Annotated in this window: 19 protein-coding genes, 2 tRNA genes, 3 rRNA genes and 1 riboswitch; of the genes, 12 read left to right on the forward strand and 12 right to left on the reverse strand. The window is 58.2% G+C overall.

Going from position 1 to position 26,855, the window contains the following annotated elements; genetic code table 11:
- Nucleotides 1–221: 221 nt before the first annotated feature.
- Nucleotides 222–1,538: a glutamate/aspartate:proton symporter GltP gene (gene gltP, locus J0X03_RS22470; RefSeq protein ID WP_033641576.1), complete on the reverse strand. Its 1,317-nt coding sequence runs from the start codon at nucleotides 1,536–1,538 to the stop codon at nucleotides 222–224.
- 901 nt (nucleotides 1,539–2,439) lie between these two features.
- Here gltP and acs point away from each other — a divergent pair.
- The 3 genes from acs (at nucleotide 2,440) to actP (ending at nucleotide 6,450) form a co-directional block, all read left to right on the forward strand.
- The gene (gene acs / locus J0X03_RS22475) at nucleotides 2,440–4,398 is read left to right on the forward strand and encodes an acetate--CoA ligase (RefSeq protein WP_033641574.1); all 1,959 of its coding nucleotides are present in this window, start codon (nucleotides 2,440–2,442) and stop codon (nucleotides 4,396–4,398) included.
- 91 nt (nucleotides 4,399–4,489) lie between these two features.
- The gene (locus J0X03_RS22480) at nucleotides 4,490–4,801 is read left to right on the forward strand and encodes a DUF485 domain-containing protein (RefSeq protein WP_004930047.1); all 312 of its coding nucleotides are present in this window, start codon (nucleotides 4,490–4,492) and stop codon (nucleotides 4,799–4,801) included.
- Complete coding sequence (gene actP / locus J0X03_RS22485; protein WP_103101956.1) at nucleotides 4,798–6,450, forward strand: cation/acetate symporter ActP; 1,653 nt, start codon at nucleotides 4,798–4,800, stop codon at nucleotides 6,448–6,450. Before J0X03_RS22480 ends, actP begins: the two co-directional genes overlap by 4 nt.
- 185 nt (nucleotides 6,451–6,635) lie before the next feature.
- Here the strand turns inward: actP and rrf are convergent.
- The 5 genes from rrf to J0X03_RS22510 all read right to left on the reverse strand — a co-directional run bounded on the left by rrf (nucleotide 6,636) and on the right by J0X03_RS22510 (nucleotide 11,770).
- Nucleotides 6,636–6,751 (reverse strand): 5S ribosomal RNA (gene rrf / locus J0X03_RS22490).
- Between the two features lie 99 nt (nucleotides 6,752–6,850).
- Nucleotides 6,851–9,757 (reverse strand): 23S ribosomal RNA (locus tag J0X03_RS22495).
- Between the two features lie 206 nt (nucleotides 9,758–9,963).
- A tRNA-Ala gene (locus J0X03_RS22500) sits at nucleotides 9,964–10,039 on the reverse strand.
- A 38-nt stretch (nucleotides 10,040–10,077) separates the two neighbouring features.
- Nucleotides 10,078–10,154 (reverse strand) — tRNA-Ile (locus J0X03_RS22505).
- 74 nt (nucleotides 10,155–10,228) lie between these two features.
- Nucleotides 10,229–11,770: ribosomal RNA gene (locus J0X03_RS22510) — 16S ribosomal RNA — on the reverse strand.
- The 16S, 23S and 5S rRNA genes sit together here with 2 tRNA genes alongside, the layout of an rRNA operon.
- Nucleotides 11,771–12,407: 637 nt before the next feature.
- On the opposite strand from J0X03_RS22510, the gene purH reads away from it, so the two are divergent.
- Nucleotides 12,408–13,997 (forward strand): bifunctional phosphoribosylaminoimidazolecarboxamide formyltransferase/IMP cyclohydrolase, encoded by a 1,590-nt coding sequence (purH, locus tag J0X03_RS22515; RefSeq protein ID WP_103682164.1) that lies wholly within the window; start codon nucleotides 12,408–12,410, stop codon nucleotides 13,995–13,997.
- A gap of 48 nt (nucleotides 13,998–14,045) precedes the next feature.
- The gene (gene purD, locus J0X03_RS22520) at nucleotides 14,046–15,329 is read left to right on the forward strand and encodes a phosphoribosylamine--glycine ligase (protein WP_046688074.1); all 1,284 of its coding nucleotides are present in this window, start codon (nucleotides 14,046–14,048) and stop codon (nucleotides 15,327–15,329) included.
- Nucleotides 15,330–15,378: 49 nt separating this feature from the next.
- On the opposite strand, the gene J0X03_RS22525 is transcribed toward purD, so the two are convergent.
- The 6 genes from J0X03_RS22525 to nudC form a co-directional block, all read right to left on the reverse strand.
- Nucleotides 15,379–16,050: a DUF1481 domain-containing protein gene (locus J0X03_RS22525; protein WP_080273415.1), complete on the reverse strand. Its 672-nt coding sequence runs from the start codon at nucleotides 16,048–16,050 to the stop codon at nucleotides 15,379–15,381.
- 36 nt (nucleotides 16,051–16,086) lie between these two features.
- Complete coding sequence (hupA, locus tag J0X03_RS22530) at nucleotides 16,087–16,359, reverse strand: nucleoid-associated protein HU-alpha (protein ID WP_004929874.1); 273 nt, start codon at nucleotides 16,357–16,359, stop codon at nucleotides 16,087–16,089.
- A 189-nt stretch (nucleotides 16,360–16,548) separates the two neighbouring features.
- Nucleotides 16,549–17,139, reverse strand: coding sequence for a YjaG family protein (locus J0X03_RS22535; protein WP_033644369.1), 591 nt, complete (start codon nucleotides 17,137–17,139; stop codon nucleotides 16,549–16,551).
- 48 nt (nucleotides 17,140–17,187) lie between these two features.
- Nucleotides 17,188–17,874 carry a deoxyribonuclease V gene (gene nfi / locus J0X03_RS22540; RefSeq protein WP_160203902.1) on the reverse strand — a complete coding sequence of 229 codons (687 nt, stop codon included), beginning with the start codon at nucleotides 17,872–17,874 and terminating at the stop codon, nucleotides 17,188–17,190.
- 9 nt (nucleotides 17,875–17,883) lie between these two features.
- On the reverse strand, nucleotides 17,884–18,948 hold the full coding sequence (gene hemE / locus J0X03_RS22545) for a uroporphyrinogen decarboxylase (RefSeq protein WP_122017098.1): 1,065 nt from the start codon (nucleotides 18,946–18,948) through the stop codon (nucleotides 17,884–17,886).
- A gap of 38 nt (nucleotides 18,949–18,986) precedes the next feature.
- Nucleotides 18,987–19,754, reverse strand: a complete 768-nt coding sequence (gene nudC, locus J0X03_RS22550) for an NAD(+) diphosphatase (protein ID WP_033644901.1) — start codon at nucleotides 19,752–19,754, stop codon at nucleotides 18,987–18,989.
- A 101-nt stretch (nucleotides 19,755–19,855) separates the two neighbouring features.
- Here nudC and J0X03_RS22555 point away from each other — a divergent pair, with 101 nt between their 5' ends.
- The 7 genes from J0X03_RS22555 to thiH all read left to right on the forward strand — a co-directional run bounded on the left by J0X03_RS22555 (nucleotide 19,856) and on the right by thiH (nucleotide 26,077).
- Nucleotides 19,856–20,359, forward strand: coding sequence for an Rsd/AlgQ family anti-sigma factor (locus J0X03_RS22555; protein ID WP_019456431.1), 504 nt, complete (start codon nucleotides 19,856–19,858; stop codon nucleotides 20,357–20,359).
- Nucleotides 20,360–20,398: 39 nt separating this feature from the next.
- Nucleotides 20,399–20,523, forward strand: a riboswitch (TPP riboswitch).
- A 114-nt stretch (nucleotides 20,524–20,637) separates the two neighbouring features.
- A complete protein-coding gene (thiC, locus tag J0X03_RS22560; protein WP_160203901.1) occupies nucleotides 20,638–22,581 on the forward strand; it encodes a phosphomethylpyrimidine synthase ThiC in 1,944 nt (647 codons plus the stop codon).
- A complete protein-coding gene (thiE, locus tag J0X03_RS22565; RefSeq protein ID WP_160203900.1) occupies nucleotides 22,574–23,224 on the forward strand; it encodes a thiamine phosphate synthase in 651 nt (216 codons plus the stop codon). The genes thiC and thiE overlap by 8 nt, the downstream gene beginning before the upstream one ends.
- Entirely contained in the window at nucleotides 23,217–23,966 is a 750-nt protein-coding gene (locus J0X03_RS22570; protein WP_033644364.1) for a HesA/MoeB/ThiF family protein, read from the forward strand. The genes thiE and J0X03_RS22570 overlap by 8 nt, the downstream gene beginning before the upstream one ends.
- Nucleotides 23,963–24,163 (forward strand): sulfur carrier protein ThiS, encoded by a 201-nt coding sequence (thiS, locus tag J0X03_RS22575; protein WP_016929423.1) that lies wholly within the window; start codon nucleotides 23,963–23,965, stop codon nucleotides 24,161–24,163. Before J0X03_RS22570 ends, thiS begins: the two co-directional genes overlap by 4 nt.
- 1 nt (nucleotide 24,164) lies before the next feature.
- Nucleotides 24,165–24,944: a thiazole synthase gene (locus J0X03_RS22580; RefSeq protein ID WP_046688070.1), complete on the forward strand. Its 780-nt coding sequence runs from the start codon at nucleotides 24,165–24,167 to the stop codon at nucleotides 24,942–24,944.
- Complete coding sequence (gene thiH / locus J0X03_RS22585) at nucleotides 24,944–26,077, forward strand: 2-iminoacetate synthase ThiH (protein ID WP_033644362.1); 1,134 nt, start codon at nucleotides 24,944–24,946, stop codon at nucleotides 26,075–26,077. Before J0X03_RS22580 ends, thiH begins: the two co-directional genes overlap by 1 nt.
- Nucleotides 26,078–26,855: the final 778 nt, after the last annotated feature.

Raw genomic sequence — 26,855 nt, forward strand, 5'->3', positions numbered from 1 at the left:
GTTCAACGGCTTTTGTGTGTCTCCATACATCATCAAATGAAAATGATAATAACATCTATTATCATTTCCAATAATTTGGTAACACTTTAGATTCTGTTAAGCGGGGATGCAAGCGACGCAGCGGGGGCAGAGAAAAGAAAGTGGCAGGCTGAAAGGGCATAAAAACAAAACGCCCCGGGCACGGATGCCCGGGGCGGTTTTCATATCCCGCTAGCCGGTGATTAGCCTTGATTGGCCGGCTTCACCTTCTGCGCCAGGAACTCCGTTTCGTAGGCCAGCGCCTTCTTGCGATCGAACTGGTGCTCCCACTTGGCGATAACCAGTACCGCCAGCGCGTTGCCCACGACGTTCAGCGCGGTGCGCGCCATATCCAGGATACGGTCCACGCCGGCGATAAACGCCAGGCCTTCCAGCGGAATGCCGACGCTGCCCAACGTCGCCAGCAGCACCACGAACGAGACACCCGGCACGCCGGCGATCCCTTTCGAGGTCACCATCAGCGTCAGCACCAGCACGATCTCCTGCCCCAACGATAGCTCAATGCCGTACAGCTGGGCGATAAAGATGGCGGCGATGCTCTGGTACAGCGTCGAACCATCCAAATTAAAGGAGTAACCGGTCGGCACCACGAAACTGGTGATCGACTTGGGCGCGCCGTAAGCCTCCATCTTTTCGATGATGCGCGGCAGCACCGTTTCCGAACTGGCGGTGGAATAAGCCAGGATCAGTTCGTCTTTCAGGATGCGGATCAGCGTCCAGATGCGCAGGTTGCACAGCCGAGCGACCGCCCCCAGCACCACCAGGGCGAAGAACGCGATGGCGAAGTACACCAGCACCACCAGCTTGGCCAACGGCAGCAGCGAAGCGAAACCGAAGTTCGCCACCGTGACCGAAATCAGACCAAACACCCCGATCGGCGCATAACGCATGATCATGTGGGTGACTTTGAACATGCTCTCGGACACTGCCTTGAAGACCTTCAGCAGCGGCTCTTTGGTCTCTTTCGGCAACGACGACAGCCCCAGACCAAACAGCACCGAGAAGAAGATAATCGGCAGCATGTCGCCCTTGGCCATCGACGAGAAGACGTTCGACGGGATCAGCGACAGAATGGTCGCCACCAGGCTGTGCGAACCGCTTTGCACCTGTTCGGTGGTTTTCTCATACTGCGAAATGTCCACCGTGGTCAGCGTCGACATATCGATGCCGTGACCCGGTTGGAAGACGTTGGCCAAGGTGAGCCCCACCACGATGGCGATCGTGGTGATCACTTCGAAGTAAATAATGGTTTTCAATCCGATGCGGCCCAGCTTTTTCGCATCCCCCACGCCGGCAATACCGACGATCAGCGTGGAAATAACGATCGGCACCACAATCATCTTAATCAGACGAATAAAGATATCACCCGCCGGGCTGAGAATATTGCTCACCAGCCACTCACGAGATTCGGTCTGGTTGTGCAATACCGCGCCAACAATAATACCCAGCACCAACGCGATCAGGATTTGCCAAGCCAGGCTAATTTTTACACTTTTCATACCCAAAAAGTCCTCAAAGACTCTTTGCGCCGTACAAAGTCGCAACACGGCGAAAAGAATACTTAATCATTTATTACAGGCTTATGTTAATTCAGTGGAAGCGTTCACCTGCCCTGGGTGCGACGCAGTATAAATCTGTATCATCCGGGCGGCATGCTCTGCAAGCCTTGATTTGTCAGGGTTGAGCGCTGAATCGAATCACAAAAAATTCGCGCAACTATTTCAAATGGCATAATTGCTTGTTATTAAAAACATAATTTTTCATATAATGAAGCACATAACCGCGCCAGCGACGTTTTTTTGAACGCGATTAAAATGCGTTATTTTTCGTCCATTCTGCATATTTAGTCCGCATCAAATGTTTATATTTTGTTACTCAAAAGTCAAATAAATGGGAATTGACCGAGTGACATTTTCACCCATAAATGCAGCGCCGTTTTATATTCCGATTAAAAATCGAACAATTCGGCATGATGAATGCCACACGGTATTTCCCGAGTTTTCATCAGGAATTAAGCGTTAATAGAACGTTATTTCACGATGTGCCGTCCATCGTTATATCGCGTTAATACCAACTTCGAATATTAATAGCGAAAAATAATCAAAAAAGATTTATAGCGCGAAATAATGTCGGTCTCTCCCCCCCTTATTAAGCGCGAGGCAAACACCCTCGCCTTTGTTTATTCTTTTTTGTTCTTTAGATAAGTGTTTTTGGCTAAAAAAGCGGGTTTATGATGATTTAAACGCCAAATAGATAGATACGTACTGCAAATGCGACAGAACTATTACAAATCAATATCTTTGTTGCGTGATCTGCCGCGCAAAAAAGAAACAAAGAATCGTAGCAAACTATACTTAACCTTCAGTTGACATATCATTAACAACTTCAAGGAGAAAAGCTATGAGCCAACTGCATAAACACGCTATTCCTTCTGCAATTGCAGAACGCGCCCTGATTAATCCGGCACAATACCAACAGTATTATCAACAGTCGGTTCAAGACCCAGAAGCTTTCTGGGGTGAGCATGGCAAAATCCTGGACTGGATCAAACCCTATACCAAAGTCAAAAACACCTCGTTCGATCCGGGCCACGTCAGCATCCGTTGGTTTGAAGACGGCACGTTGAACCTGGCGGCCAACTGCCTGGACCGTCATTTGGCTGAGCGCGGCGACCAGACCGCCATTATCTGGGAAGGCGATGACCCGACCCAATCCAAGAAAGTGACCTACAAACAGCTGCACCATGATGTCTGCCAATTCGCCAACGTGCTGAAAAAGCTCGGCGTGAAAAAAGGCGACGTGGTGGCTATCTATATGCCGATGGTGCCGGAAGCGGCGGTCGCGATGCTGGCCTGCGCCCGCATCGGCGCCGTACATTCGGTGATCTTCGGCGGCTTCTCACCGGAAGCGGTCGCCGGGCGCATTATCGACTCCAACGCCAAACTGGTGATCACCGCCGATGAAGGCCTGCGCGCCGGCCGCGCCGTGCCGCTGAAAAAGAACGTCGACGATGCGCTGAAAAACCCCGGCGTGGTCAGCGTGGCCAACGTCGTGGTGTTCCAGCGCACCGGCAAACCGGGTTACTGGCAGGAAGGGCGCGATCTGTGGTGGCATGAGCTGACCCAGGGCGTTTCCGCCGATTGCCCGCCGGAAGAAATGAACGCGGAAGATCCGCTGTTTATCCTGTACACCTCCGGCTCGACCGGCAAGCCAAAAGGCGTGCTGCACACCACTGGCGGCTACCTGGTGTACGCCGCGATGACCTTTAAGTATGTGTTCGACTATCACGACGGCGACATTTACTGGTGCACCGCCGACGTCGGCTGGGTCACCGGTCACAGCTATCTGCTGTACGGCCCGCTGGCCTGCGGCGCCACCACGCTGATGTTCGAAGGCGTACCTAACTATCCGGGCGTCAATCGTCTGTCTCAGGTGATCGACAAACACCAGGTCAACATTCTGTATACCGCGCCGACCGCCATTCGTGCCCTGATGGCCGAAGGCGACAAGGCGATCGAAGGCACCCGACGCGATTCGCTGCGCATCATGGGCTCGGTCGGCGAACCGATCAACCCGGAAGCCTGGGAGTGGTACTACAACAAGATAGGCAACGCCAAATGCCCGATCGTCGACACCTGGTGGCAAACTGAAACCGGCGGCTTCATGATTACCCCGCTGCCGGGCGCCACCGAGCTGAAGGCCGGTTCCGCCACGCGGCCTTTCTTCGGCGTACAGCCGGCGCTGGTTGATAATGTCGGCACGCCGCAGGAAGGCGCCTGCGAAGGCAACCTGGTGATCGTCGATTCCTGGCCGGGCCAGGCGCGCACCCTGTTCGGCGATCATGACCGCTTCGAGCAAACCTACTTCTCGACCTTCAAAGGCATGTATTTCAGCGGCGACGGCGCCCGCCGCGACGAGGACGGTTACTACTGGATCACCGGCCGCGTCGATGACGTGCTGAACGTCTCCGGCCACCGTTTGGGCACCGCCGAGATCGAGTCCGCGCTGGTATCTCACCCGAAAATCGCCGAAGCGGCGGTGGTCGGCATTCCTCATAACATCAAAGGCCAGGCGATCTACGCCTATATCACGCTGAACCACGGCGAAGAACCGACGCCGGAGCTCTATGCCGAAGTGCGCAACTGGGTGCGCAAAGAGATAGGGCCGATCGCCACGCCGGACGTGCTGCACTGGACAGACTCGCTGCCCAAAACGCGCTCCGGCAAGATCATGCGGCGTATCCTGCGCAAAATTGCCGCCGGCGACACCAGCAACCTGGGGGATACCTCCACGCTGGCGGATCCGGCTGTAGTCGACAAGCTGTTGGAAGAAAAACAATCAATGAAAGTGCCGTCATAATTTACGCCGCTTCAGGCCGCTCATTCGGATAACGCGCCGTTGAGCGGCCCTGGCGCGGCGTACTCTATCAATACCTACTGGAGACACTCTGATGAATGACACCATTTATCAAGGGATTGAAGAAAACCCGCGCTTTAAAGAGCTGGTGAGAAAACGCGGCCGGTTCGCCTGGCTGCTTTCGCTGATTACGCTGGCGCTGTACGTCGGCTTTATCTTGTTGATCGCCTTCGATCCCCAATGGCTCGGCACGCCGATCGCCGCCGGATCGACCATTACCCGCGGGATCCCGGTCGGCGTCGGGCTGATCGTGATCTCTTTCGTCTTGACCGGGATCTATGTCTTCCGCGCCAACGGCGAATTCGATCGCCTCACCGCAGAGATTCTGCGCGAGGTGAAACAATGAAGCGTTTATTGTCCGCCGCCGCGCTGCTGTTGCTGCCGGTCCTGGCCTGCGCCGACGCCATTGGCGGCGAGGTGCATCGTCAGCCGCTGAACATCCAGGCGATCGTGATGTTTATCCTGTTTGTCGGCGCCACGCTCTACATCACCTATTGGGCCTCCAAACGCACCCGTTCCCGTCAGGACTACTACACCGCGGGCGGGCGCATCACCGGTCTGCAAAACGGGCTGGCGATCGCCGGCGACTTCATGTCCGCCGCCTCGTTCCTCGGCATCTCCGCACTGGTCTATACCTCGGGCTATGACGGCCTGATCTACTCCATCGGCTTCCTCATCGGCTGGCCGATCATTCTGTTCCTGATCGCGGAACGCCTGCGCAATCTCGGCCGCTATACCTTCGCCGATGTCGCCTCTTACCGTCTGCAGCAGAAACCGATCCGCACCCTCTCGGCCTGCGGCTCGTTGGTGGTGGTGGCGTTGTATCTGATCGCGCAGATGGTCGGCGCCGGCAAGCTGATCCAGCTGCTGTTCGGGCTCAACTACCATGTGGCGGTGATCCTGGTCGGTATCCTGATGGTGCTGTACGTGCTGTTCGGCGGCATGCTGGCCACCACCTGGGTGCAGATCATCAAAGCGGTGCTGCTGCTGGCCGGCGCCAGCTTTATGGCGCTGATGGTGATGAAGTCGGTTAACTTCGACTTCAATACCCTGTTCGCCGAAGCGGTGAAGGTGCATCCGAAAGGCATCGCCATCATGAGCCCCGGCGGGCTGGTGTCCGATCCGATTTCCGCGCTGTCGCTTGGCCTGGCGCTGATGTTCGGCACCGCCGGTCTGCCGCACATCTTGATGCGTTTCTTCACCGTGAGTGACGCCAAGGAAGCGCGCAAGAGCGTGTTCTACGCCACCGGCTTTATCGGTTACTTCTATATTCTGACCTTTATCATCGGCTTCGGCGCCATCCTGCTGGTCAGCGCCAATCCGGCGTTCAAAGATGCCACCGGCGCGTTGCTGGGCGGCACCAACATGGCGGCAGTGCATCTGGCCAATGCCGTTGGCGGCAACTTCTTCCTCGGCTTTATCTCGGCGGTGGCGTTCGCCACCATTCTGGCGGTGGTTGCAGGCCTGACGCTGGCCGGCGCCTCGGCCGTGTCCCACGATCTGTACGCCAGCGTGATTAAAAACGGCAAGGCGACCGAGCGCGATGAGCTGAAGGTCTCCAAGATCACCGTCGTGGTATTAGGCCTGGTCGCCATTGCCCTGGGGATTTTGTTCGAGAAGCAGAATATCGCCTTTATGGTCGGGCTGGCGTTCTCCATCGCCGCCAGCTGTAACTTCCCTATCATCATCCTGTCGATGTATTGGTCGCGTTTGACGACCCGCGGCGCGATGATTGGCGGCTGGTTAGGCCTGCTGACAGCGGTGATTCTGATGATCCTCGGCCCGACGATCTGGGTGCAGATCCTCGGCCATGAGAAACCGATTTACCCGTACGAATACCCGGCGCTGTTCTCGATGATCGTGGCCTTTGTCGGCACCTGGCTGTTCTCGATCACCGACAGCTCACTGGCCGGGCAGCAAGAGCGGGAACGCTTCCGGGCGCAGTTTGTTCGTTCGCAAACCGGGCTGGGCATTTCTCAGGGCAGCTCGCATTGACCGAATAATAAGTGAAAAAAGCAAACACACCCTAATCAAAGGCCCTTCGGGGCCTTTTCTCTGGCTCGCTGACGGAGAATGGAGAATAAGGAGGGGAAAGCAGTGCAGCGTAGCTGCGCTTTTTTGCGTTTTACGCACAGCAAAAAGCCCTGAACGTCAGTTCAGGGCTTTCGGCTTTGTTTGATGCCTGGCAGTGTCCTACTCTCGCATGGGGAGACCCCACACTACCATCGGCGCTACGGCGTTTCACTTCTGAGTTCGGCATGGGGTCAGGTGGGACCACCGCGCTATTGCCGCCAGGCAAATTCTGTTTCATTCCAACCGCTTCACTTCCGTGAAGCCATCAGAACCAATCTTGGAACGTCGCTGAAAATCTCTCTAAAAACACCTTCGGTGTTGTAAGGTTAAGCCTCACGGATCATTAGTACTGGTTAGCTCAATGCATCGCTGCACTTACACACCCAGCCTATCAACGTCTTAGTCTTAAACGTTCCTTCAGGGGCCTTAAAGGCCCAGGGAAGACTCATCTTGAGGCAAGTTTCGCGCTTAGATGCTTTCAGCGCTTATCTTTTCCGCACTTAGCTACCGGGCAATGCCATTGGCATGACAACCCGAACACCAGTGGTGCGTTCACTCCGGTCCTCTCGTACTAGGAGCAACCCCTCTCAATCTTCCAACGCCCACGGCAGATAGGGACCGAACTGTCTCACGACGTTCTAAACCCAGCTCGCGTACCACTTTAAATGGCGAACAGCCATACCCTTGGGACCTACTTCAGCCCCAGGATGTGATGAGCCGACATCGAGGTGCCAAACACCGCCGTCGATATGAACTCTTGGGCGGTATCAGCCTGTTATCCCCGGAGTACCTTTTATCCGTTGAGCGATGGCCCTTCCATTCAGAACCACCGGATCACTAAGACCTACTTTCGTACCTGCTCGAGCCGTCACTCTCGCAGTCAAGCTAGCTTATGCCTTTGCACTAACCTCACGATGTCCGACCGTGATTAGCTAACCTTCGTGCTCCTCCGTTACTCTTTGGGAGGAGACCGCCCCAGTCAAACTACCCACCAGACACTGTCCTCACCCCGGATCACGGGGCCGAGTTAGAACATCAAACATTAAAGGGTGGTATTTCAAGGATGGCTCCACGCAGACTGGCGTCCACGCTTCAAAGCCTCCCACCTATCCTACACATCAAGGCTCAATGTTCAGTGTCAAGCTATAGTAAAGGTTCACGGGGTCTTTCCGTCTTGCCGCGGGTACACTGCATCTTCACAGCGAGTTCAATTTCACTGAGTCTCGGGTGGAGACAGCCTGGCCATCATTACGCCATTCGTGCAGGTCGGAACTTACCCGACAAGGAATTTCGCTACCTTAGGACCGTTATAGTTACGGCCGCCGTTTACTGGGGCTTCGATCAAGAGCTTCGCCTTGCGGCTGACCCCATCAATTAACCTTCCAGCACCGGGCAGGCGTCACACCGTATACGTCCACTTTCGTGTTTGCACAGTGCTGTGTTTTTATTAAACAGTTGCAGCCAGCTGGTATCTTCGACTGGCTTCAGCTCCATCCGCAAGGGACTTCACCTACATGCCAGCGTGCCTTCTCCCGAAGTTACGGCACCATTTTGCCTAGTTCCTTCACCCGAGTTCTCTCAAGCGCCTTGGTATTCTCTACCTGACCACCTGTGTCGGTTTGGGGTACGATTTAATGTTACCTGGAGCTTAGAGGATTTTCCTGGAAGCAGGGCATCAACTACTTCTGCACCGTAGTGCATCGTCATCACGCCTCAGGGTTAGCATGCAACCGGATTTACCAGGTCACACCCCCTACACGCTTAAACCGGGACAACCGTCGCCCGGCTAGCCTAGCCTTCTCCGTCCCCCCTTCGCAGTAACACCAAGTACAGGAATATTAACCTGTTTCCCATCGACTACGCTTTTCAGCCTCGCCTTAGGGGTCGACTCACCCTGCCCCGATTAACGTTGGACAGGAACCCTTGGTCTTCCGGCGAGCGGGCTTTTCACCCGCTTTATCGTTACTTATGTCAGCATTCGCACTTCTGATACCTCCAGCAACCCTCACAGGCCACCTTCAACGGCTTACAGAACGCTCCCCTACCCAACAACGCTAAGCGTCGCTGCCGCAGCTTCGGTGCATGGTTTAGCCCCGTTACATCTTCCGCGCAGGCCGACTCGACCAGTGAGCTATTACGCTTTCTTTAAATGATGGCTGCTTCTAAGCCAACATCCTGGCTGTCTATGCCTTCCCACATCGTTTCCCACTTAACCATGACTTTGGGACCTTAGCTGGCGGTCTGGGTTGTTTCCCTCTTCACGACGGACGTTAGCACCCGCCGTGTGTCTCCCGTGATAACATTCTTCGGTATTCGGAGTTTGCATCGGTTTGGTAAGCCGGGATGGCCCCCTAGCCGAAACAGTGCTCTACCCCCGAAGATGAGTTCACGAGGCGCTACCTAAATAGCTTTCGGGGAGAACCAGCTATCTCCCGGTTTGATTGGCCTTTCACCCCCAGCCACAAGTCATCCGCTAATTTTTCAACATTAGTCGGTTCGGTCCTCCAGTTAGTGTTACCCAACCTTCAACCTGCCCATGGCTAGATCACCGGGTTTCGGGTCTATACCTTGCAACTAATCGCCCAGTTAAGACTCGGTTTCCCTACGGCTCCCCTATACGGTTAACCTTGCTACAAAATATAAGTCGCTGACCCATTATACAAAAGGTACGCAGTCACACCACGAAGGTGCTCCCACTGCTTGTACGTACACGGTTTCAGGTTCTATTTCACTCCCCTCGCCGGGGTTCTTTTCGCCTTTCCCTCACGGTACTGGTTCACTATCGGTCAGTCAGGAGTATTTAGCCTTGGAGGATGGTCCCCCCATATTCAGACAGGATGTCACGTGTCCCGCCCTACTCATCGAACTCACGACCTGTGCATTTTAGTGTACGGGGCTATCACCCTTTGCTGCGCGACTTTCCAGACGCTTCCACTAACACACAAGCCGATTCAGGTTCTGGGCTCCTCCCCGTTCGCTCGCCGCTACTGGGGGAATCTCGGTTGATTTCTTTTCCTCGGGGTACTTAGATGTTTCAGTTCCCCCGGTTCGCCTCATGCCACTATGTATTCATGACATGATAGTGTGTCGAAACACACTGGGTTTCCCCATTCGGGTATCGCCGGTTATAACGGTTCATATCACCTTACCGACGCTTTTCGCAGATTAGCACGCCCTTCATCGCCTCTGACTGCCTAGGCATCCACCGTGTACGCTTAGTCACTTAACCTCACAACCCGAAGATGTTTCCATCATTCGCGCTGCAAACATTTGAGAGACTCTATGACAGGTTACTCTTCATCCCAGTACATCTACGGAGGGATAAATTTCAGCCGTCATGTTTCAATTTTCAGCTTGTTCCAGATTGTTAAAGAGCAAAATACTTCGCAGCATACTGTCGCCAATATACTCTGAAGTATTCAATACCGGACTATATGGTGGAGCTAAGCGGGATCGAACCGCTGACCTCCTGCGTGCAAGGCAGGCGCTCTCCCAGCTGAGCTATAGCCCCATACAGTCACGTGCAGTACCTTTTCCACTTACAAGAAGTGGTAGGCCTGAGTGGACTTGAACCACCGACCTCACCCTTATCAGGGGTGCGCTCTAACCACCTGAGCTACAAGCCTATAAAGGTATTTCTGCTCGTTACTTTCTATCAGACAATCTGTGTGAGCACGCCACTCGAACTAATATCTTTAGGTAAGGAGGTGATCCAACCGCAGGTTCCCCTACGGTTACCTTGTTACGACTTCACCCCAGTCATGAATCACAAAGTGGTAAGCGCCCTCCCGAAGGTTAAGCTACCTACTTCTTTTGCAACCCACTCCCATGGTGTGACGGGCGGTGTGTACAAGGCCCGGGAACGTATTCACCGTAGCATTCTGATCTACGATTACTAGCGATTCCGACTTCATGGAGTCGAGTTGCAGACTCCAATCCGGACTACGACATACTTTATGAGGTCCGCTTGCTCTCGCGAGGTCGCTTCTCTTTGTATATGCCATTGTAGCACGTGTGTAGCCCTACTCGTAAGGGCCATGATGACTTGACGTCATCCCCACCTTCCTCCAGTTTATCACTGGCAGTCTCCTTTGAGTTCCCGGCCGAACCGCTGGCAACAAAGGATAAGGGTTGCGCTCGTTGCGGGACTTAACCCAACATTTCACAACACGAGCTGACGACAGCCATGCAGCACCTGTCTCAGAGTTCCCGAAGGCACCGATCCATCTCTGGAAAGTTCTCTGGATGTCAAGAGTAGGTAAGGTTCTTCGCGTTGCATCGAATTAAACCACATGCTCCACCGCTTGTGCGGGCCCCCGTCAATTCATTTGAGTTTTAACCTTGCGGCCGTACTCCCCAGGCGGTCGATTTAACGCGTTAGCTCCGGAAGCCACGCCTCAAGGGCACAACCTCCAAATCGACATCGTTTACAGCGTGGACTACCAGGGTATCTAATCCTGTTTGCTCCCCACGCTTTCGCACCTGAGCGTCAGTCTTCGTCCAGGGGGCCGCCTTCGCCACCGGTATTCCTCCAGATCTCTACGCATTTCACCGCTACACCTGGAATTCTACCCCCCTCTACGAGACTCTAGCTTGCCAGTTTCAAATGCAGTTCCCAGGTTGAGCCCGGGGATTTCACATCTGACTTAACAAACCGCCTGCGTGCGCTTTACGCCCAGTAATTCCGATTAACGCTTGCACCCTCCGTATTACCGCGGCTGCTGGCACGGAGTTAGCCGGTGCTTCTTCTGCGAGTAACGTCAATTGATGAACGTATTAAGTTCACCACCTTCCTCCTCGCTGAAAGTGCTTTACAACCCGAAGGCCTTCTTCACACACGCGGCATGGCTGCATCAGGCTTGCGCCCATTGTGCAATATTCCCCACTGCTGCCTCCCGTAGGAGTCTGGACCGTGTCTCAGTTCCAGTGTGGCTGGTCATCCTCTCAGACCAGCTAGGGATCGTCGCCTAGGTGAGCCATTACCCCACCTACTAGCTAATCCCATCTGGGCACATCTGATGGCAAGAGGCCCGAAGGTCCCCCTCTTTGGTCTTGCGACGTTATGCGGTATTAGCTACCGTTTCCAGTAGTTATCCCCCTCCATCAGGCAGTTTCCCAGACATTACTCACCCGTCCGCCGCTCGTCACCCGGGGAGCAAGCTCCCCTGTGCTACCGCTCGACTTGCATGTGTTAAGCCTGCCGCCAGCGTTCAATCTGAGCCATGATCAAACTCTTCAATTAAAAGCTTGATTTGCTTCCACTCGAGAAGCGATGCTCAAAGATTTACTGCATGAATTTTACTTCAGTTAGTCACTCTTCAAGACTTGATATTTTTTTGCATCCGAAGATGCTGGATATCGTCTTGTGGAGTGCCCACACAGATTGTCTGATAAATTGTTAAAGAGCAGTGAGTTAGGCGCTTTCGCTTGCTAACTCGAGGCGGCGTATATTACGCTTTCCTCTTTCAGAGTCAACCCTAATTTTCAGGATTTTTTCTCTGCGACCCCCGGAGACTCTGTGAAGTTGTTCACATGTTCCGTGTCGATGGAGGCGCATTATAGGGAGTTCCTCGCAGGCCGCAACAGGTATTTTCAGCAAAAACGATCGTTAGCTGCATTCCACAGCAAAACCCCGCTTTATACCCACTTGCACACAGTGTTATCCACAGATGCGATTTGTACGGAAAATTTACGAGCGCCACGCAAACGTTTTCGCTACAATTCCCCGCGACGAAACGATCCCCCTTTTTACGGGGGCGTTACCTGAATTTGTGCCTGTCCCTCCCTTTATAAGGCAGAAAACCGCGCTTTATAGAGAGAACGAGGTGGACATTCACGTAACGCTCTTTAATTGCGACTCAAAGCCAAGGGATAAAACCATGCAACAACCTCGTCCAATCCGCCGGGCTCTGCTCAGCGTGTCTGACAAAGCCGGTATCGTTGAATTCGCCGAAGCGCTTTCCCAGCGCGGCGTTGAACTGCTCTCCACCGGCGGCACCGCCCGCCTGCTGGCAGACACCGGTCTGCCCGTTACCGAAGTTTCCGACTACACCGGCTTCCCGGAGATGATGGACGGACGAGTTAAGACCCTGCACCCGAAAGTTCACGGCGGTATCCTCGGCCGCCGCGGCCAGGACGACACGGTCATGAATCAGCATGACATCCAGCCTATCGACATGGTGGTCGTCAATCTGTACCCGTTCGCCCAAACCGTGGCGCGCCCAGATTGCTCGCTGGAAGACGCGGTCGAAAATATCGATATCGGCGGCCCGACCATGGTGCGCTCCGCCGCCAAGAACCATAAAGACGTCGCCATCGTGGTGAAGAGCAGCGACTACGCCGCCATCATTACCGAGATGGACAACAACGACGGCTCGCTGCGCTATGCCACCCGCTTCGATCTCGCCATCAAGGCTTTCGAACACACCGCCGCCTACGACAGCATGATCGCCAACTACTTCGGCGCGCTGGTGCCGGCGTACCACGGCGAGACCGAACAGCCGTCCGGCCGCTTCCCTCGTACCCTGAACCTCAACTACATCAAGAAGCAGGATATGCGTTACGGTGAGAACAGCCACCAGCAAGCCGCCTTCTATATAGAAGAAGAGGTAAAGGAAGCGTCCGTCGCGACCGCCGAGCAGCTGCAGGGCAAAGCGCTGTCCTATAACAACATCGCCGATACCGACGCCGCGCTGGAATGCGTGAAAGAGTTTGCCGAACCGGCCTGCGTGATCGTCAAGCACGCCAACCCTTGCGGCGTGGCGATCGGCGACGACATCCTCGCCGCCTATGAGCGCGCTTACCAAACCGACCCGACTTCCGCCTTCGGCGGCATCATCGCCTTTAACCGCGAGCTGGACGCCGCCACCGCGCAGGCGATCATCAGCCGCCAGTTCGTGGAAGTGATCATCGCGCCAAACGTCACTCAGGAAGCGCGCTCCCTGCTGGCCGCCAAACAGAACGTGCGCGTGCTGGCCTGCGGCCAGTGGCAGCAACGCGTGGCGGGGCTGGACTTCAAGCGCGTCAACGGCGGGCTGCTGGTACAGGATCGCGATCTCGGCATGGTGACCGCCGCCGATCTGCGCGTGGTATCCGAGCGCCAACCGACCGAACAGGAACTGCGTGACGCGCTGTTCTGCTGGAAAGTGGCCAAGTTCGTGAAATCCAACGCCATCGTTTATGCACGTGACAACATGACCATCGGCATAGGCGCCGGCCAGATGAGCCGCGTTTATTCCGCCAAGATCGCCGGCATCAAAGCGAGCGACGAAGGGCTGGAAGTGAAAGGATCCGCCATGGCCTCCGACGCCTTCTTCCCGTTCCGTGACGGCATCGATGCCGCAGCTGCAGTCGGCATCACCTGCGTGATCCAGCCTGGCGGCTCGATCCGCGACGACGAAGTAATCGCCGCCGCCAACGAACACGGCATCGCGATGATCTTCACCGACATGCGTCATTTCCGCCATTAATTCCTTTTGCCGCGTGCGCTCCGGCGCACGCCATTCGTGGAGCCCCTGATGAACATTTTGATTATCGGCAACGGCGGGCGCGAACACGCGCTGGCCTGGAAAGCCGCCCAGTCTCCGCTGGCGGATAAAGTCTACGTTGCGCCGGGCAATGCCGGTACCGCGCTGGAAGCCAATCTGGAGAACGTGGCGATCGCCGCCACCGATATCCCCGCCCTGGTCGCTTTCGCCCAGAGCCATGACATCGGTCTGACCATCGTCGGGCCGGAAGCCCCGCTGGTGATTGGCGTGGTCGACGCCTTCCAGGCCGCCGGTCTGAAAATCTTCGGCCCGACGCAGGCCGCCGCGCAGCTCGAAGGCTCCAAAGCTTTCACTAAGGATTTCCTGGCGCGCCACCGCATCCCGACCGCCGAATATGAAAACTTCACCGACGTGGAGCCGGCGCTGGCCTACGTGCGCAGCAAAGGCGCGCCGATCGTCATCAAGGCCGATGGCCTGGCGGCCGGTAAAGGCGTGATCGTCGCGATGACGCTGCAGGAAGCGGAAGAGGCGGTGCGCGACATGTTGGCCGGCAACGCCTTCGGCGACGCCGGTCATCGCATCGTGGTGGAAGAGTTCCTTGACGGTGAAGAGGCCAGCTTCATCGTGATGGTCGACGGCGAGAACGTGGTGCCGATGGCCACCAGCCAGGACCACAAGCGCGTCGGCGACGGCGACACCGGCCCGAACACCGGCGGCATGGGCGCCTATTCTCCCGCACCGGTAGTGACCGACGAAATCCACCGGCGCGCCATGGACCAGGTGATCTGGCCGACGGTGCGCGGCATGGCGGCGGAAGGCAACACCTACGTCGGCTTCCTTTACGCCGGCCTGATGATCGCCGCCGACGGCCAGCCGAAGGTGATCGAATTCAACTGTCGTTTCGGCGATCCGGAAACCCAGCCGATCATGCTGCGCCTGCGTTCCGATCTGGTGGAACTGTGCCTGGCGGGCGCCGAAGGTCGCCTGAACGAGAAAACCTCCGACTGGGACGAGCGCCCCGCGCTCGGCGTGGTGCTGGCGGCCGGCGGTTATCCGGGTGACTATCGCAACGGCGAGGTGATCCAGGGGCTGCCGCAACAGGAAAGCGCCGACGGTAAGGTCTTCCATGCCGGCACGCGCCTGCAGGGCGATGACGTCGTCACCAGCGGCGGTCGCGTTCTGTGCGTGACGGCGCTGGGCGACACCGTGGCGCAGGCGCAACAACGCGCCTATCAGCTGGCGGAAGGCATCCAGTGGCCGGGCAGCTTCTGCCGCAAAGATATCGGTTATCGCGCGATTGCGCGCGGCAAGTGATTCGACCTGATAAGGTCATGACAAGAGGCTCCGCAGCGCGGGGCCTTTTTTATAGCTGGTCTTCTTTCGGTTCCCAGCTGCAGAAGTCGTCGTTTGCTACCAGCAGCAGCTCGCTGCCTTCCGGCGCTTCCAACCAGGCGACGCTCACCGGCCGGCTGCTGCTGCGGGCGCGTTTTTCGATCCAGGCGATGGCGGAGGCATCCAACCCGGGTTTTAAGCGCTGCCCGTCGCAGGTTTGCACTTCGCCCTGCAACCAACGCCCCTGCAGCAATTTGACCTTGCCGGCGCGCAGCGCATTGCTGACTTCGAGGATACGTCGCGCCTGATATTGATACAGGGCGATTTCATCGCGGGTCAACGGTTCGCGGCGTGTCGCCAGCTGGCGCTGCATAAAGCTCACCGTGCCGTCGTCGGCAAAGCGCAGTTGAATGGAATCTCGATCGCCGTCGGCGTCGTTGCGTTTGATTTGGCGCAGCACGTCGCCCTGATAGGTGTACAGCGTGGTGATGGTACCCGGTCCGCGGTAGGGACTATAGACGCTGACCAGCACCTGCGGGCGATGTTGCTCATCGTCTTTACGCCACAGGCGTATCACGCCTTGATCGGCCACAAAGCCGCTGGCGGTAAAGCTGGGAATATCGGAATGGAAACTGCAGGCGCTCAGACCGAGGGCGATGCCGGCGGCCATGAGCACCCGACGAGTAAACAAAAGGGGCGCCATCGCCCCTCTGTTTAATCTTTTCACCGAGGCGCGGTCTTATTTAACAGCGTCTTTCAGTGCTTTGCCAGAAACGAACGCAGGCACGTTGGCTGCTGCGATTTTGATTTCTTTGCCAGTCTGTGGGTTGCGGCCAGTGCGCTCGCTACGATGGTTTACTTTGAAAGTACCGAAGCCAACCAATTGTACTGCATCACCTTCTTTCAGAGACTCAGTAATAGCAGCCAGGGTGGATTCCAGAGCCAGTTTAGCTTGTGCTTTGGAAAGGTCAGCCTTGTCCGCGATTACATCAATCAGTTGAGTCTTGTTCATAAGTTATCCTTACAGTGTGTTTATCGTTTGCAAAGCATCGAGTGCGACGGATATGCCGATTGACAGCACTCTCCTGCATACACGCACCGATAGCCACTTTTTTTACGCCCCCCAAATGTAGACCAGACAGGGTGCGGATGTGAAGCCTTAAGGCATGACAAATCAGGCGTTAAATCACGTTTTGTTGCCTTATTGCGCTAAATTTATCCCGATGTTGCTGACACCGGCCTCTCGCAGGTCGGATCGCAGCCCCTTGATCAGGTCTATATCGCGCTCTTCACAGGCGTCCAACAGGCGGAAAATTTCCCATTGAATGTCCCATTCTTCCTCTACCGCAGGCAAACTTCCCAACTCTTCGTCGGTCATTTCCCTACCGGCTTGAGTCATTTCCAACATCGCCACGGTGCGAATCGATGTTTCGCTGATGGCGATGGCGTGCTCCAGCGTCTCCCCGCCGAGCCGCGAATGGATCAGTTCCCCTAATGCGATACAGGCATCAATTGCCGGGTAAACGCCGTAAAGATCGTAATCTTCCGCCGACGGAATCGCCTCTTCCAACTTCTCGAGCTGGCTGTCGAAGTTGACCTTGGCGTCCTTCACCACCAGCGTTTCCCACACCAAATCCAGAATGCGGCGATAAATCGCCGGATCGCCGAACTCGGTCTGTTTGCAGAACATCTGGTAATTCGGGTACATACGCTCGCACAAACTGGCCATAAAGGTCAAATGTTGCCAAGCCTCGTGCCGTTCCAGACGTAAATGAATCGGGTTACGTAGCATGCTTTACTCTCTTACGCGTTATCTGCGGCGCAGTGTACCCGAAATCGCTCATGGCGACACCTCCGGATGCTGCTGTAACCAACGCTGAAACGCCGGACGGCGCGAAGCGATGGCGTCGGCCCAGCGGGTCGGCTCCGGCAAACGGTAGCCCGCCATACAGCGCTGCACCCACGCCAGCGCGCTGTCGGCGCCCACGCGGTGACCGGTAGAGATGAACAGCGGGTTGCAGCGCGCCTTGCTGCGCCATACCCAGCCCAGCTGTTCCCCCTTATCTTCCAACGGTGCCAGCGCGCCGACGGCGGCCTCCAGCGGCGCGAATTTGCCGCACAGGCGCTTCTTGGCCACGCCGATGGTCGGTACATCGACCAGCAGGCCGAAATGGCTGGCGACGCCGAGGCGCCGCGGATGTGAAATGCCATGCCCATCGACGAAGATCAGCCCCGGCTTTTGCCGCAGCTGTGCCCAGGCGGCCAACAGCGCCGGGTATTCGCGAAACGACAGGAAGCCCGGAATATAAGGCATGACGGTGGCGATGCGCGCCACCTGATATTCCACCAGCTCCAGCGACGGATAGCGCAGTATGGCGATAGCGGCACGCGTCACCGCCCCCTCCTGCTCGAAGCCCACGTCGGCGCCGGCGATGAAGGCCGGCGGTTCGGCCGGCAGATCGTCGTAGCGAATGACTTCAGCAGCGCGCCGCAGCTGTTCGGCGCGCAGGACCTGCATATCGGTCACATCGAATCCTTAACGGTGGTATTTCGCCGACTGCGCGTGCACCGCCTCGACGAAGGCGCCGGCGTGCTCAGGCGGCACATCCTGATGGATGCCGTGGCCCAGGTTGAACACATGACCGTTGCCGTGGCCAAAACCGGCCAGAATGGTCTCCACCTCTTCCGCGATGCGCGCCGGAGAAGCATAGAGCATCGACGGATCCATATTACCCTGCAGCGCCACTTTGTCGCCCACGCGCCGACGCGCGTCGGCGATATCGGTGGTCCAGTCCAGCCCCAGCGCATCGCAGCCGGTAGCGGCCATCGCCTCCAGCCACTGCCCGCCGCCTTTGGTAAACAGCGTCACCGGCACGCGGCGGCCGTCATTTTCACGCAGCAGGCCATCGACGATCTTGTGCATGTAGTGCAACGAGAACTCGCGGTAATCGCGCCCGGTCAGCACCCCGCCCCAGGTGTCGAACACCATCACCGACTGCGCGCCGGCCTTGATTTGGGCGTTGAGGTACAGGATCACGCTGTCCGCCAGCTTGTCCAGCAACAGGTGCAGCGTGGCCGGTTCGGCATACATCATTTTTTTCAGCTTGGTGAAGGCCTTGCTGCTCCCGCCTTCAACCATATAGGTAGCCAGCGTCCACGGGCTGCCGGAGAAGCCGATCAGCGGCACTTCGCCCTTCAGCTCGCGGCGGATGGTGCGCACCGCGTTCATCACATAGCCCAGCTCCACTTCCGGATCAAACGCCGGCAGTTTGTCGACGTCGGCACGGCAGGTGATAGGTGAGCTGAAACGCGGGCCTTCGCCGGCTTCAAAGTACAGGCCAAGCCCCATGGCGTCGGGAATGGTGAGAATGTCGGAGAACAGAATGGCGGCGTCCAGCGCATAGCGGCGCAGCGGCTGCAGCGTAACCTCACAGGCCAGCTCCGCGTTCTTGCACAGCGACATGAAATCACCGGCCTGGGCGCGGGTCGCCTTGTACTCCGGCAAATAACGACCGGCCTGGCGCATCATCCATACGGGGGTCACATCCACCGGCTGGCGCAACAGCGCGCACAGGTAGCGATCGTTCTTCAACTCAGTCATTTATGGGGCTCCCTTAATAATCTGCCGGCCATTGTACATTATTCTTCCCGGCACAGCGCCACGGTGTCCTCAATCAACCGGCGCGCCACGGTGCCGGGCGGCGGCAACAGCGGCAGTTGGTCGTAGCGATACCAGCCGGCGTTAAGCAGCTCCTTGGGATCGTGACGAAGGTCGCCCTGATGGTAATCGGCCATAAAGGCCATCATCAGCGAGTGTGGGAACGGCCAGGGTTGTGAAGTGACGTAGCGCAGGTTCTTGATTTCGATATTGCTCTCTTCCATCACTTCGCGCGCCACCGCCTGCTCCAGCGTTTCGCCCACTTCGACGAAACCGGCCAGCACCGTGTGGATACCGCCGCGATGGCGCACGTGCTGCGCCAGCAGGATCTGATCGTCGCGCCGAATGGCGACGATCACGCAGGGCGCAATCTGCGGGTAGTACCGTTCTTTGCAGTGGCCGCAGAGGCAGGCGCTTTCGGTGCGGCTGAGATGCATCTCATGGCCGCAGTAGCCGCAAAAGCGATGGGAGCGGTAGAAATCCGCCAGCTGCACGCCGCGCCCGGCAAGCTGGAACAGACCGCGATCCTGATCCAACAGCTGACGCACCGATCCCATCTCCCGCGGCATCGCCTGGCGCACCAGCCAGACCGGCGCGCCCTCCCACTCACCGATGATGCGCGCCATGTGGCCCTGCAGCCCGAGGACGGCGGCCGTTCCTGACGGCAATTCACCGTTCGGTAACCAAAGTTTGCTTTCATGGCTGACGATCCACCAGCCGTTTTCATTGCCCGTTAATGCAAGTTCCATATCGTTGTTGCACAACCTCAGCTTCACTGGCACTCTACAAATCGGCTTTGTTACATTTTAATAACTTACCGGTTACTTTTGTTACTTACACGGAGTCAAACATGCTCAACCGTTTGGAAAGGCTGACTCAGCGCGTTGGCGGTAGTAATGAATTAGTTGATCAATGGCTTCAGGCCCGCAAGCAGTTGCTGGTCGCCTACTGCACGCTGGTAGGCCTCAAACCGAATAAAGAAAAGCATACGCCGCTGAATGAAAAAGCGCTGGAGAACTTTTGCCATAACCTGGTGGATTACCTCTCAGCAGGGCATTTTCATATCTATGACAGAATTATCAAACAAGTGGAAGGCGCAGCCAGTCCGAAAATGTCGCTGGCGGTGAACATCTACCCCAAGCTATGGGCCAATACCGAACAGATCATGGCGTTCCACGATCGCTATACCGAAGTGGATATCGATCAGGAGGTCTGTCTGGAATTCCATCAGGCCTTGTCGGATATCGGCGAAACGCTGGCGGCGCGCTTTGCGCTGGAAGATAAGCTGATCCTGTTGGAAGCGGAGGCCGCGCAGCAACCGCTGCCGGACCAGGCGCTGGATCCGGCGCGTTAAAATTTTATAGTTTTTTTTCTTATCCCTCCTATACTGGGGGGCATCTTGTCGGAGTGCCTAGCGCCTGATTTGTTCATCGAATCAGCCAGGCTGAGACCGTTAATTCGGGATCCGCGGAACCTGATCGGGCTAATACCCGCGAAGGGAACAAGAGTAATCTATCGCCACAGGCACGGCCTTCCCTTTGCGGGCGTCCAGCCTTATCGGCCACCATCATTACTCCCTCCGAGCTCCAGACAAGCAACTTTCCCAACCCAACACACTGGTAGGAACTTGCTATGTCTAACGTTAATCCACCGCGCGCCCGTAAAGCGCAACGCGAAGCCGCCCAGCAGTTTATCGACACGCTGCAAGGCATGGCTTTCCCAAACTCACGCCGCATCTACCTGCAGGGCTCGCGCCGCGATATCCAGGTGCCGATGCGCGAAATTCAGCTCAGCCCGACCCTGGTCGGCGGCAGCAAAGATAGCCCGCAGTATGAACAGAACGAGGCGATCCCGGTATATGACACCGCAGGCCCATACGGCGATCCGCAGGCCGAGCTCGATGTGCACGCCGGCCTGGCCAAGCTGCGCGCCGGCTGGATCGACGCGCGCGGCGATACCGCGACCCTGAGCGGCGCCAGTTCCGGCTTCACCCAACAGCGTCTGGCGGACGAGGGGCTGGATCACCTGCGCTTCGAACATCTGCCGCTGCCGCGCAAGGCGTTGCCGGGCAAGTGCGTGACCCAACTGCACTATGCCCGCGCCGGCATCGTCACCCCGGAGATGGAGTTCATCGCCATCCGTGAAAACATGGGGCGCGAACGCATTCGCGGCGAGGTGCTGTGCCACCAGCATCCGGGCCAGGGCTGGGGCGCCAACCTGCCGGACAACATCACGCCGGAGTTCGTGCGCCAGGAAGTGGCCGCCGGCCGCGCCATCATTCCCGCCAACATCAATCACCCGGAGGCGGAGCCGATGATCATCGGCCGCAATTTCCTGGTGAAGGTGAACGCCAATATCGGCAACTCGGCGGTCACGTCGTCGATCGAAGAAGAGGTGGAGAAGCTGGTGTGGGCCACCCGCTGGGGCGCAGACACCGTGATGGATCTCTCCACCGGCCGCTACATTCACGAAACCCGCGAGTGGATCCTGCGCAACAGCCCGGTGCCCATCGGCACCGTGCCTATCTACCAGGCGCTGGAGAAGGTCAACGGCGTGGCGGAAAACCTCACCTGGGAGATGTTCCGCGATACGCTGCTGGAACAGGCTGAACAAGGGGTCGATTACTTCACCATCCACGCCGGCGTGCTGCTGCGCTACGTGCCGATGACCGCCAAACGCCTGACCGGCATCGTGTCGCGCGGCGGCTCGATCATGGCCAAATGGTGTCTGTCGCACCATCAGGAAAACTTCCTCTATCAGCACTTCCGTGAAATCTGCGAGATCTGCGCCGCCTACGACGTTTCGCTGTCGCTCGGCGACGGCCTGCGCCCCGGTTCGATTCAGGACGCCAACGACGAGGCCCAGTTCGCCGAGCTGCATACGCTGGGCGAGCTGACCAAAATCGCCTGGGAATACGACGTACAAGTGATGATTGAAGGCCCGGGCCACGTGCCGATGCAGATGATCCGCCGCAACATGACCGAAGAGCTGGAACATTGCCACGAAGCGCCGTTCTACACCCTTGGCCCGCTGACCACCGATATCGCCCCGGGCTATGACCATTTCACCTCCGGCATCGGCGCGGCGATGATTGGCTGGTTCGGCTGCGCCATGCTGTGTTACGTCACGCCGAAAGAGCACCTCGGCCTGCCGAATAAAGAGGACGTCAAACAGGGCCTGATCACCTACAAGATCGCCGCCCACGCCGCCGATCTGGCCAAAGGCCATCCGGGCGCGCAGATCCGCGATAACGCCATGTCCAAGGCGCGTTTCGAATTCCGCTGGGAAGATCAGTTCAATCTGGCGCTCGATCCGGCCACCGCGCGCGCCTATCACGACGAAACCCTGCCGCAGGAGTCCGGCAAGATCGCTCACTTCTGCTCGATGTGCGGACCGAAATTCTGCTCGATGAAGATTTCACAAGAGGTGCGCGACTACGCCGCCGCCCAAGAGGCCGCCAAACCGATCGAGGTGCAGCTGACCGGCATGGAAAAAATGTCCGCCGAGTTCCGCGCCCGCGGCAGCGAGCTGTATCACAGCGCCGGCAATCTGCAGGAGGAGACGAGCAATGACTGATATCACGACGCCCTTCCCGGCGACGCCCCACAAACTGGGGCTTTACCCGGTCGTCGACAGCGTGGAATGGATCGCTCGTCTGCTGGAGGCCAGCGTTACCACGATCCAGCTGCGCATCAAGGATCTGCCGGACGAGCAGGTCGAAGAGGATATCGCCGCCGCCATCGCGCTGGGCCGGCGTTATCAGGCGCGGCTGTTCATCAACGATTACTGGCGGCTGGCGATCAAGCACGGCGCCTACGGCGTGCATCTGGGCCAGGAAGATCTCGATACCACCGATCTGGCGGCCATTCACCGCGCCGGGCTGCGGCTCGGCGTTTCCACCCATGACGATGCCGAGCTGGCGCGCGCGCTGGCGGTGAAACCCTCCTACATCGCGCTGGGGCACATCTTCCCCACCCAGACCAAAGACATGCCTTCGGCGCCGCAGGGGCTGGCGGAGTTAAAACGCCACATCGCCGGTTTGGCGGATTACCCGACGGTGGCGATCGGCGGGATCAGTATCGATCGCGTACCGGCGGTGCTGGCGTGCGGCGTCGGCAGCGTGGCGGTGGTCAGCGCCATCACCCAGGCGCCGGACTGGCGCGCGGCGACGGCCGAACTGCTGCGGCTGATCGAAGGTAAGGAGCCGAACGATGCTTAACGATCGGGAGTTCCTGCGCTACAGCCGCCAGCTGCTGCTGGAGGATGTCGGCCCGGAAGGTCAGGAAAAACTCAAGCGCGCCACGGTGCTGATCGTCGGCCTGGGGGGGCTGGGGTCCCCGGCTTCGCTGTATCTGGCCGCCGCCGGGGTCGGCACGCTGCTGCTGGCCGACGACGACACGCTGCACGTCACCAACCTGCAGCGGCAAATCCTGTACCGCAGCGCCGATACCGCCACCGGCAAAGCGGCGCTGGCGCAACGCCATCTGCAGGCGTTGAACCCGTTGGTGGAGTCCATCCCGCTGGCGCAGCGGCTGCAAGGGCAAGCGCTGCGCGACGCGGTCGCCCGCGCCGATCTGGTGCTGGACTGCTGCGACAACATGGCGACCCGCCATGAGGTCAACGCCGCCTGCATCGCCGCCGCCAAGCCTCTGATCAGCGGCAGCGCAGTGGGTTTCAGCGGCCAGCTGCTGGTGCTCGAGCCGCCCTATGCGCACGGCTGCTACGCCTGCCTGTACCCGGAGCAGGAAGAACCGCAGCGCAACTGCCGCACCGCCGGGGTGCTCGGCCCGGTGGTGGGCGTGATCGGCACTCTGCAAGCGCTGGAGGCCATCAAGATGCTGGCCGGCCTTCCTTCCTCCCTCAGCGGCAAGCTGCGGCTGTTCGACGGCAAGCAGCAGAGCTGGAGCACGCTGCAGCTGAGCCGGGCCCGCGCCTGCCCGGTCTGCGGAGGCGCCGCATGAAGATCCGTCTGAACGACCAACCGCTGGAGCTGGCACAGCCGCTCAGCGTCGCCGCCCTGCTGACCCAGCTGGAACGCCACCAGCCGGGCACCGCGCTGGCGATCAACCAAACCATCATCCCACGCGCCGACTGGGCCGACCATCAGGTGCAGGACGGTGACGACATTTTGCTGTTTCAAGCGATCGCCGGAGGCTGACATGCTGAAAATCGCCGATACCACTTTTACCTCGCGCCTGTTCACCGGCACCGGCAAGTTCGCCACCCCGGCGCTGATGTTGGAGGCGCTGGCGGCCTCCGGCTCACAGCTGGTGACCATGGCCATGAAGCGCGTCGATCTGCGCGGCGGCAACGACGCCATTTTGGCGCCGCTGCAACAGTTGGGCGTCAGGCTGTTGCCCAATACCTCCGGCGCCAAAACGGCCGCCGAAGCGGTGTTCGCCGCCCGACTGGCGCGCGAAGCGCTCGGCACCCACTGGGTGAAGCTGGAGATCCATCCCGATGTGAAATACCTGCTGCCGGATCCGATAGAAACGCTGAAGGCGGCGGAAACGCTGGTGAAAGACGGTTTTGTGGTGCTGCCCTACTGCGGCGCCGATCCGGTGCTGTGCAAACGGCTGGAAGAAGTGGGATGCGCAGTGGTGATGCCGCTCGGCGCCCCTATCGGCTCCAACCGCGGTCTGCGCACCCGTGACTTCCTCGAAATCATCATCGAGCAAGCTAAGGTGCCGGTGGTGGTAGACGCCGGCATCGGCGCGCCAAGCCACGCGCTGGAAGCGATGGAGCTGGGCGCCGACGCGGTGCTGGTGAATACCGCCATCGCCGTGGCGCGCGATCCGGTGCAGATGGCGCGGGCATTTCGCCTGGCGCTGGAGGCCGGCGAGCTGGCACGCAGCGCCGGATTAGGCTCCAGCCAGCGCGGCGCGGTCGCGTCCAGCCCGCTGACCGCTTTCCTCAGCCAGCCAGAGGAGGCGCAGTGATGACCGACGATTTCAGTAGCCGCTGGCAACAGCTGGACTGGGACGACATTACGCTGCGCATCAACGGCAAAACGGCGCGCGACGTGGAACGCGCATTGAACGCCGACAAGCTGACGCGCGACGACTTTATGGCGCTGATCTCCCCCGCGGCCGCGCCGTATCTGGAACCGTTGGCGCAACGCGCGCAGTTGCTGACCCGTCAGCGGTTCGGCAACGTCGTCAGCTTCTATGTGCCGCTGTACCTGTCCAACCTGTGCGCCAACGACTGCACCTACTGCGGCTTTTCGATGAGCAACCGCATCAAGCGCAAAACGCTGGATGCGGCGGAGATTGCGCGCGAGTGCGAAGCCATCAAGGCGCTGGGGTTCGAACATCTGTTGCTGGTCACCGGCGAACATCAGACCAAGGTCGGCATGGACTATTTCCGCCAGCACATTCCGGCGATCCGCCGCCACTTCAGCTCGCTGATGATGGAAGTGCAGCCGCTGGCGCAGGAGGAATACGCCGAACTGAAAACGCTGGGCCTGGACGGCGTGCTGGTGTACCAGGAAACCTACCATCCGGCCACCTATCTGCAGCACCACCTGCGCGGCCAGAAGCAGGATTTCCATTGGCGCCTGGCCACGCCGGATCGCCTGGGGCGCGCCGGGATCGACAAGATCGGCCTCGGCGCGTTAATCGGCCTGTCCCACAGCTGGCGAACCGACTGCTATCTGCTGGCGGAACACCTGTTCTACCTGCAGCAAACCTATTGGCAGAGCCGCTACTCGATCTCGTTCCCACGCCTGCGCCCCTGCGCCGGCGGCATTGAGCCCGCGTCTATCATGAGTGAGCCTCAGCTGGTGCAGCTGATCTGCGCCTTCCGGCTGTTCGCGCCGGACGTTGAGCTGTCGCTGTCTACCCGGGAGTCGCCGTACTTCCGCGATCATATGATCCCGGTGGCGATCAATAGCGTCAGCGCCGGATCCAAGACGCAACCCGGCGGCTATGCCGACGACGTACCGCCTGAGCTGGAACAGTTTGAGCCGCACGACGGCCGCACGCCGCAGCAGGTCGCCGAGGCCATCAGCAACGCCGGGCTGCAGCCAGTGTGGAAAGACTGGGACGATTATCTGGGACGCAGCGCGCAATAAGCGGCAACGTTTGCCGCCGTGCGAAGAAAACGCTGGAGCGGCCGCGCAATGCCGAACGGTGGCGCTGGCGCCGGCAAACGCGCCGATTATAGTGACGTTGCCGACCGCCAAACCCGGTGTCGGCCGGGGCCGTTACCCTCTTGATGGCCCCGCCTTATCCAACCCCGGATCGCGCACAGACGCTCTTGCGCGACTCCGGTTCCTCACCAACGGCCATCCTGGAACCTGCGCCTGAGGGCACGCACGAACAGGCGGTTTTATCGGCTCAGGTGACGGGCATGATGAGGGAATAGCGGTGTTCAGCACTCATGCAGAGTGTTTTTCAATGGAGCCCGTTGCGGCAGAGAACGGCAGAACGAGGAAAAAGTCGATGCGGAGACGAAAAGTGACTCGAGGGGTAATCCCCGATACTGCCAATGGCCCTGGTGTTGGCCGTCGCGTTTTTTTGCCGCCTGCTCCCTGCTTACAGACAAGAGCAGGCGGTTTATTTTGTGAGACTGGCAACCCCCCCAGGACGCGAATCACACAGTATGTGCGCTAATTAACCATACAAACGATTAAATGTGAATGTCTTTTGAGTGTTTTTTTATTTGATATCGAGTGTATTCTGAGTTTGCCAAGGAAAATCAAACTGATATCACCGCAACCTCCGGGGCATCATCTATAATCCAGCACGGGTCCTCGCGCAGATTTGCCACGCTCGCGGTCAACATCAAAAAAGCCAAGGTTGTCATGAAGAAAACGCCAAATTACATCGATGCAATCAGCGCGTTGCTCA

Source organism: Serratia ureilytica (assembly GCF_017309605.1).
Classification (GTDB): Bacteria; Pseudomonadota; Gammaproteobacteria; order Enterobacterales; family Enterobacteriaceae; genus Serratia; species Serratia ureilytica.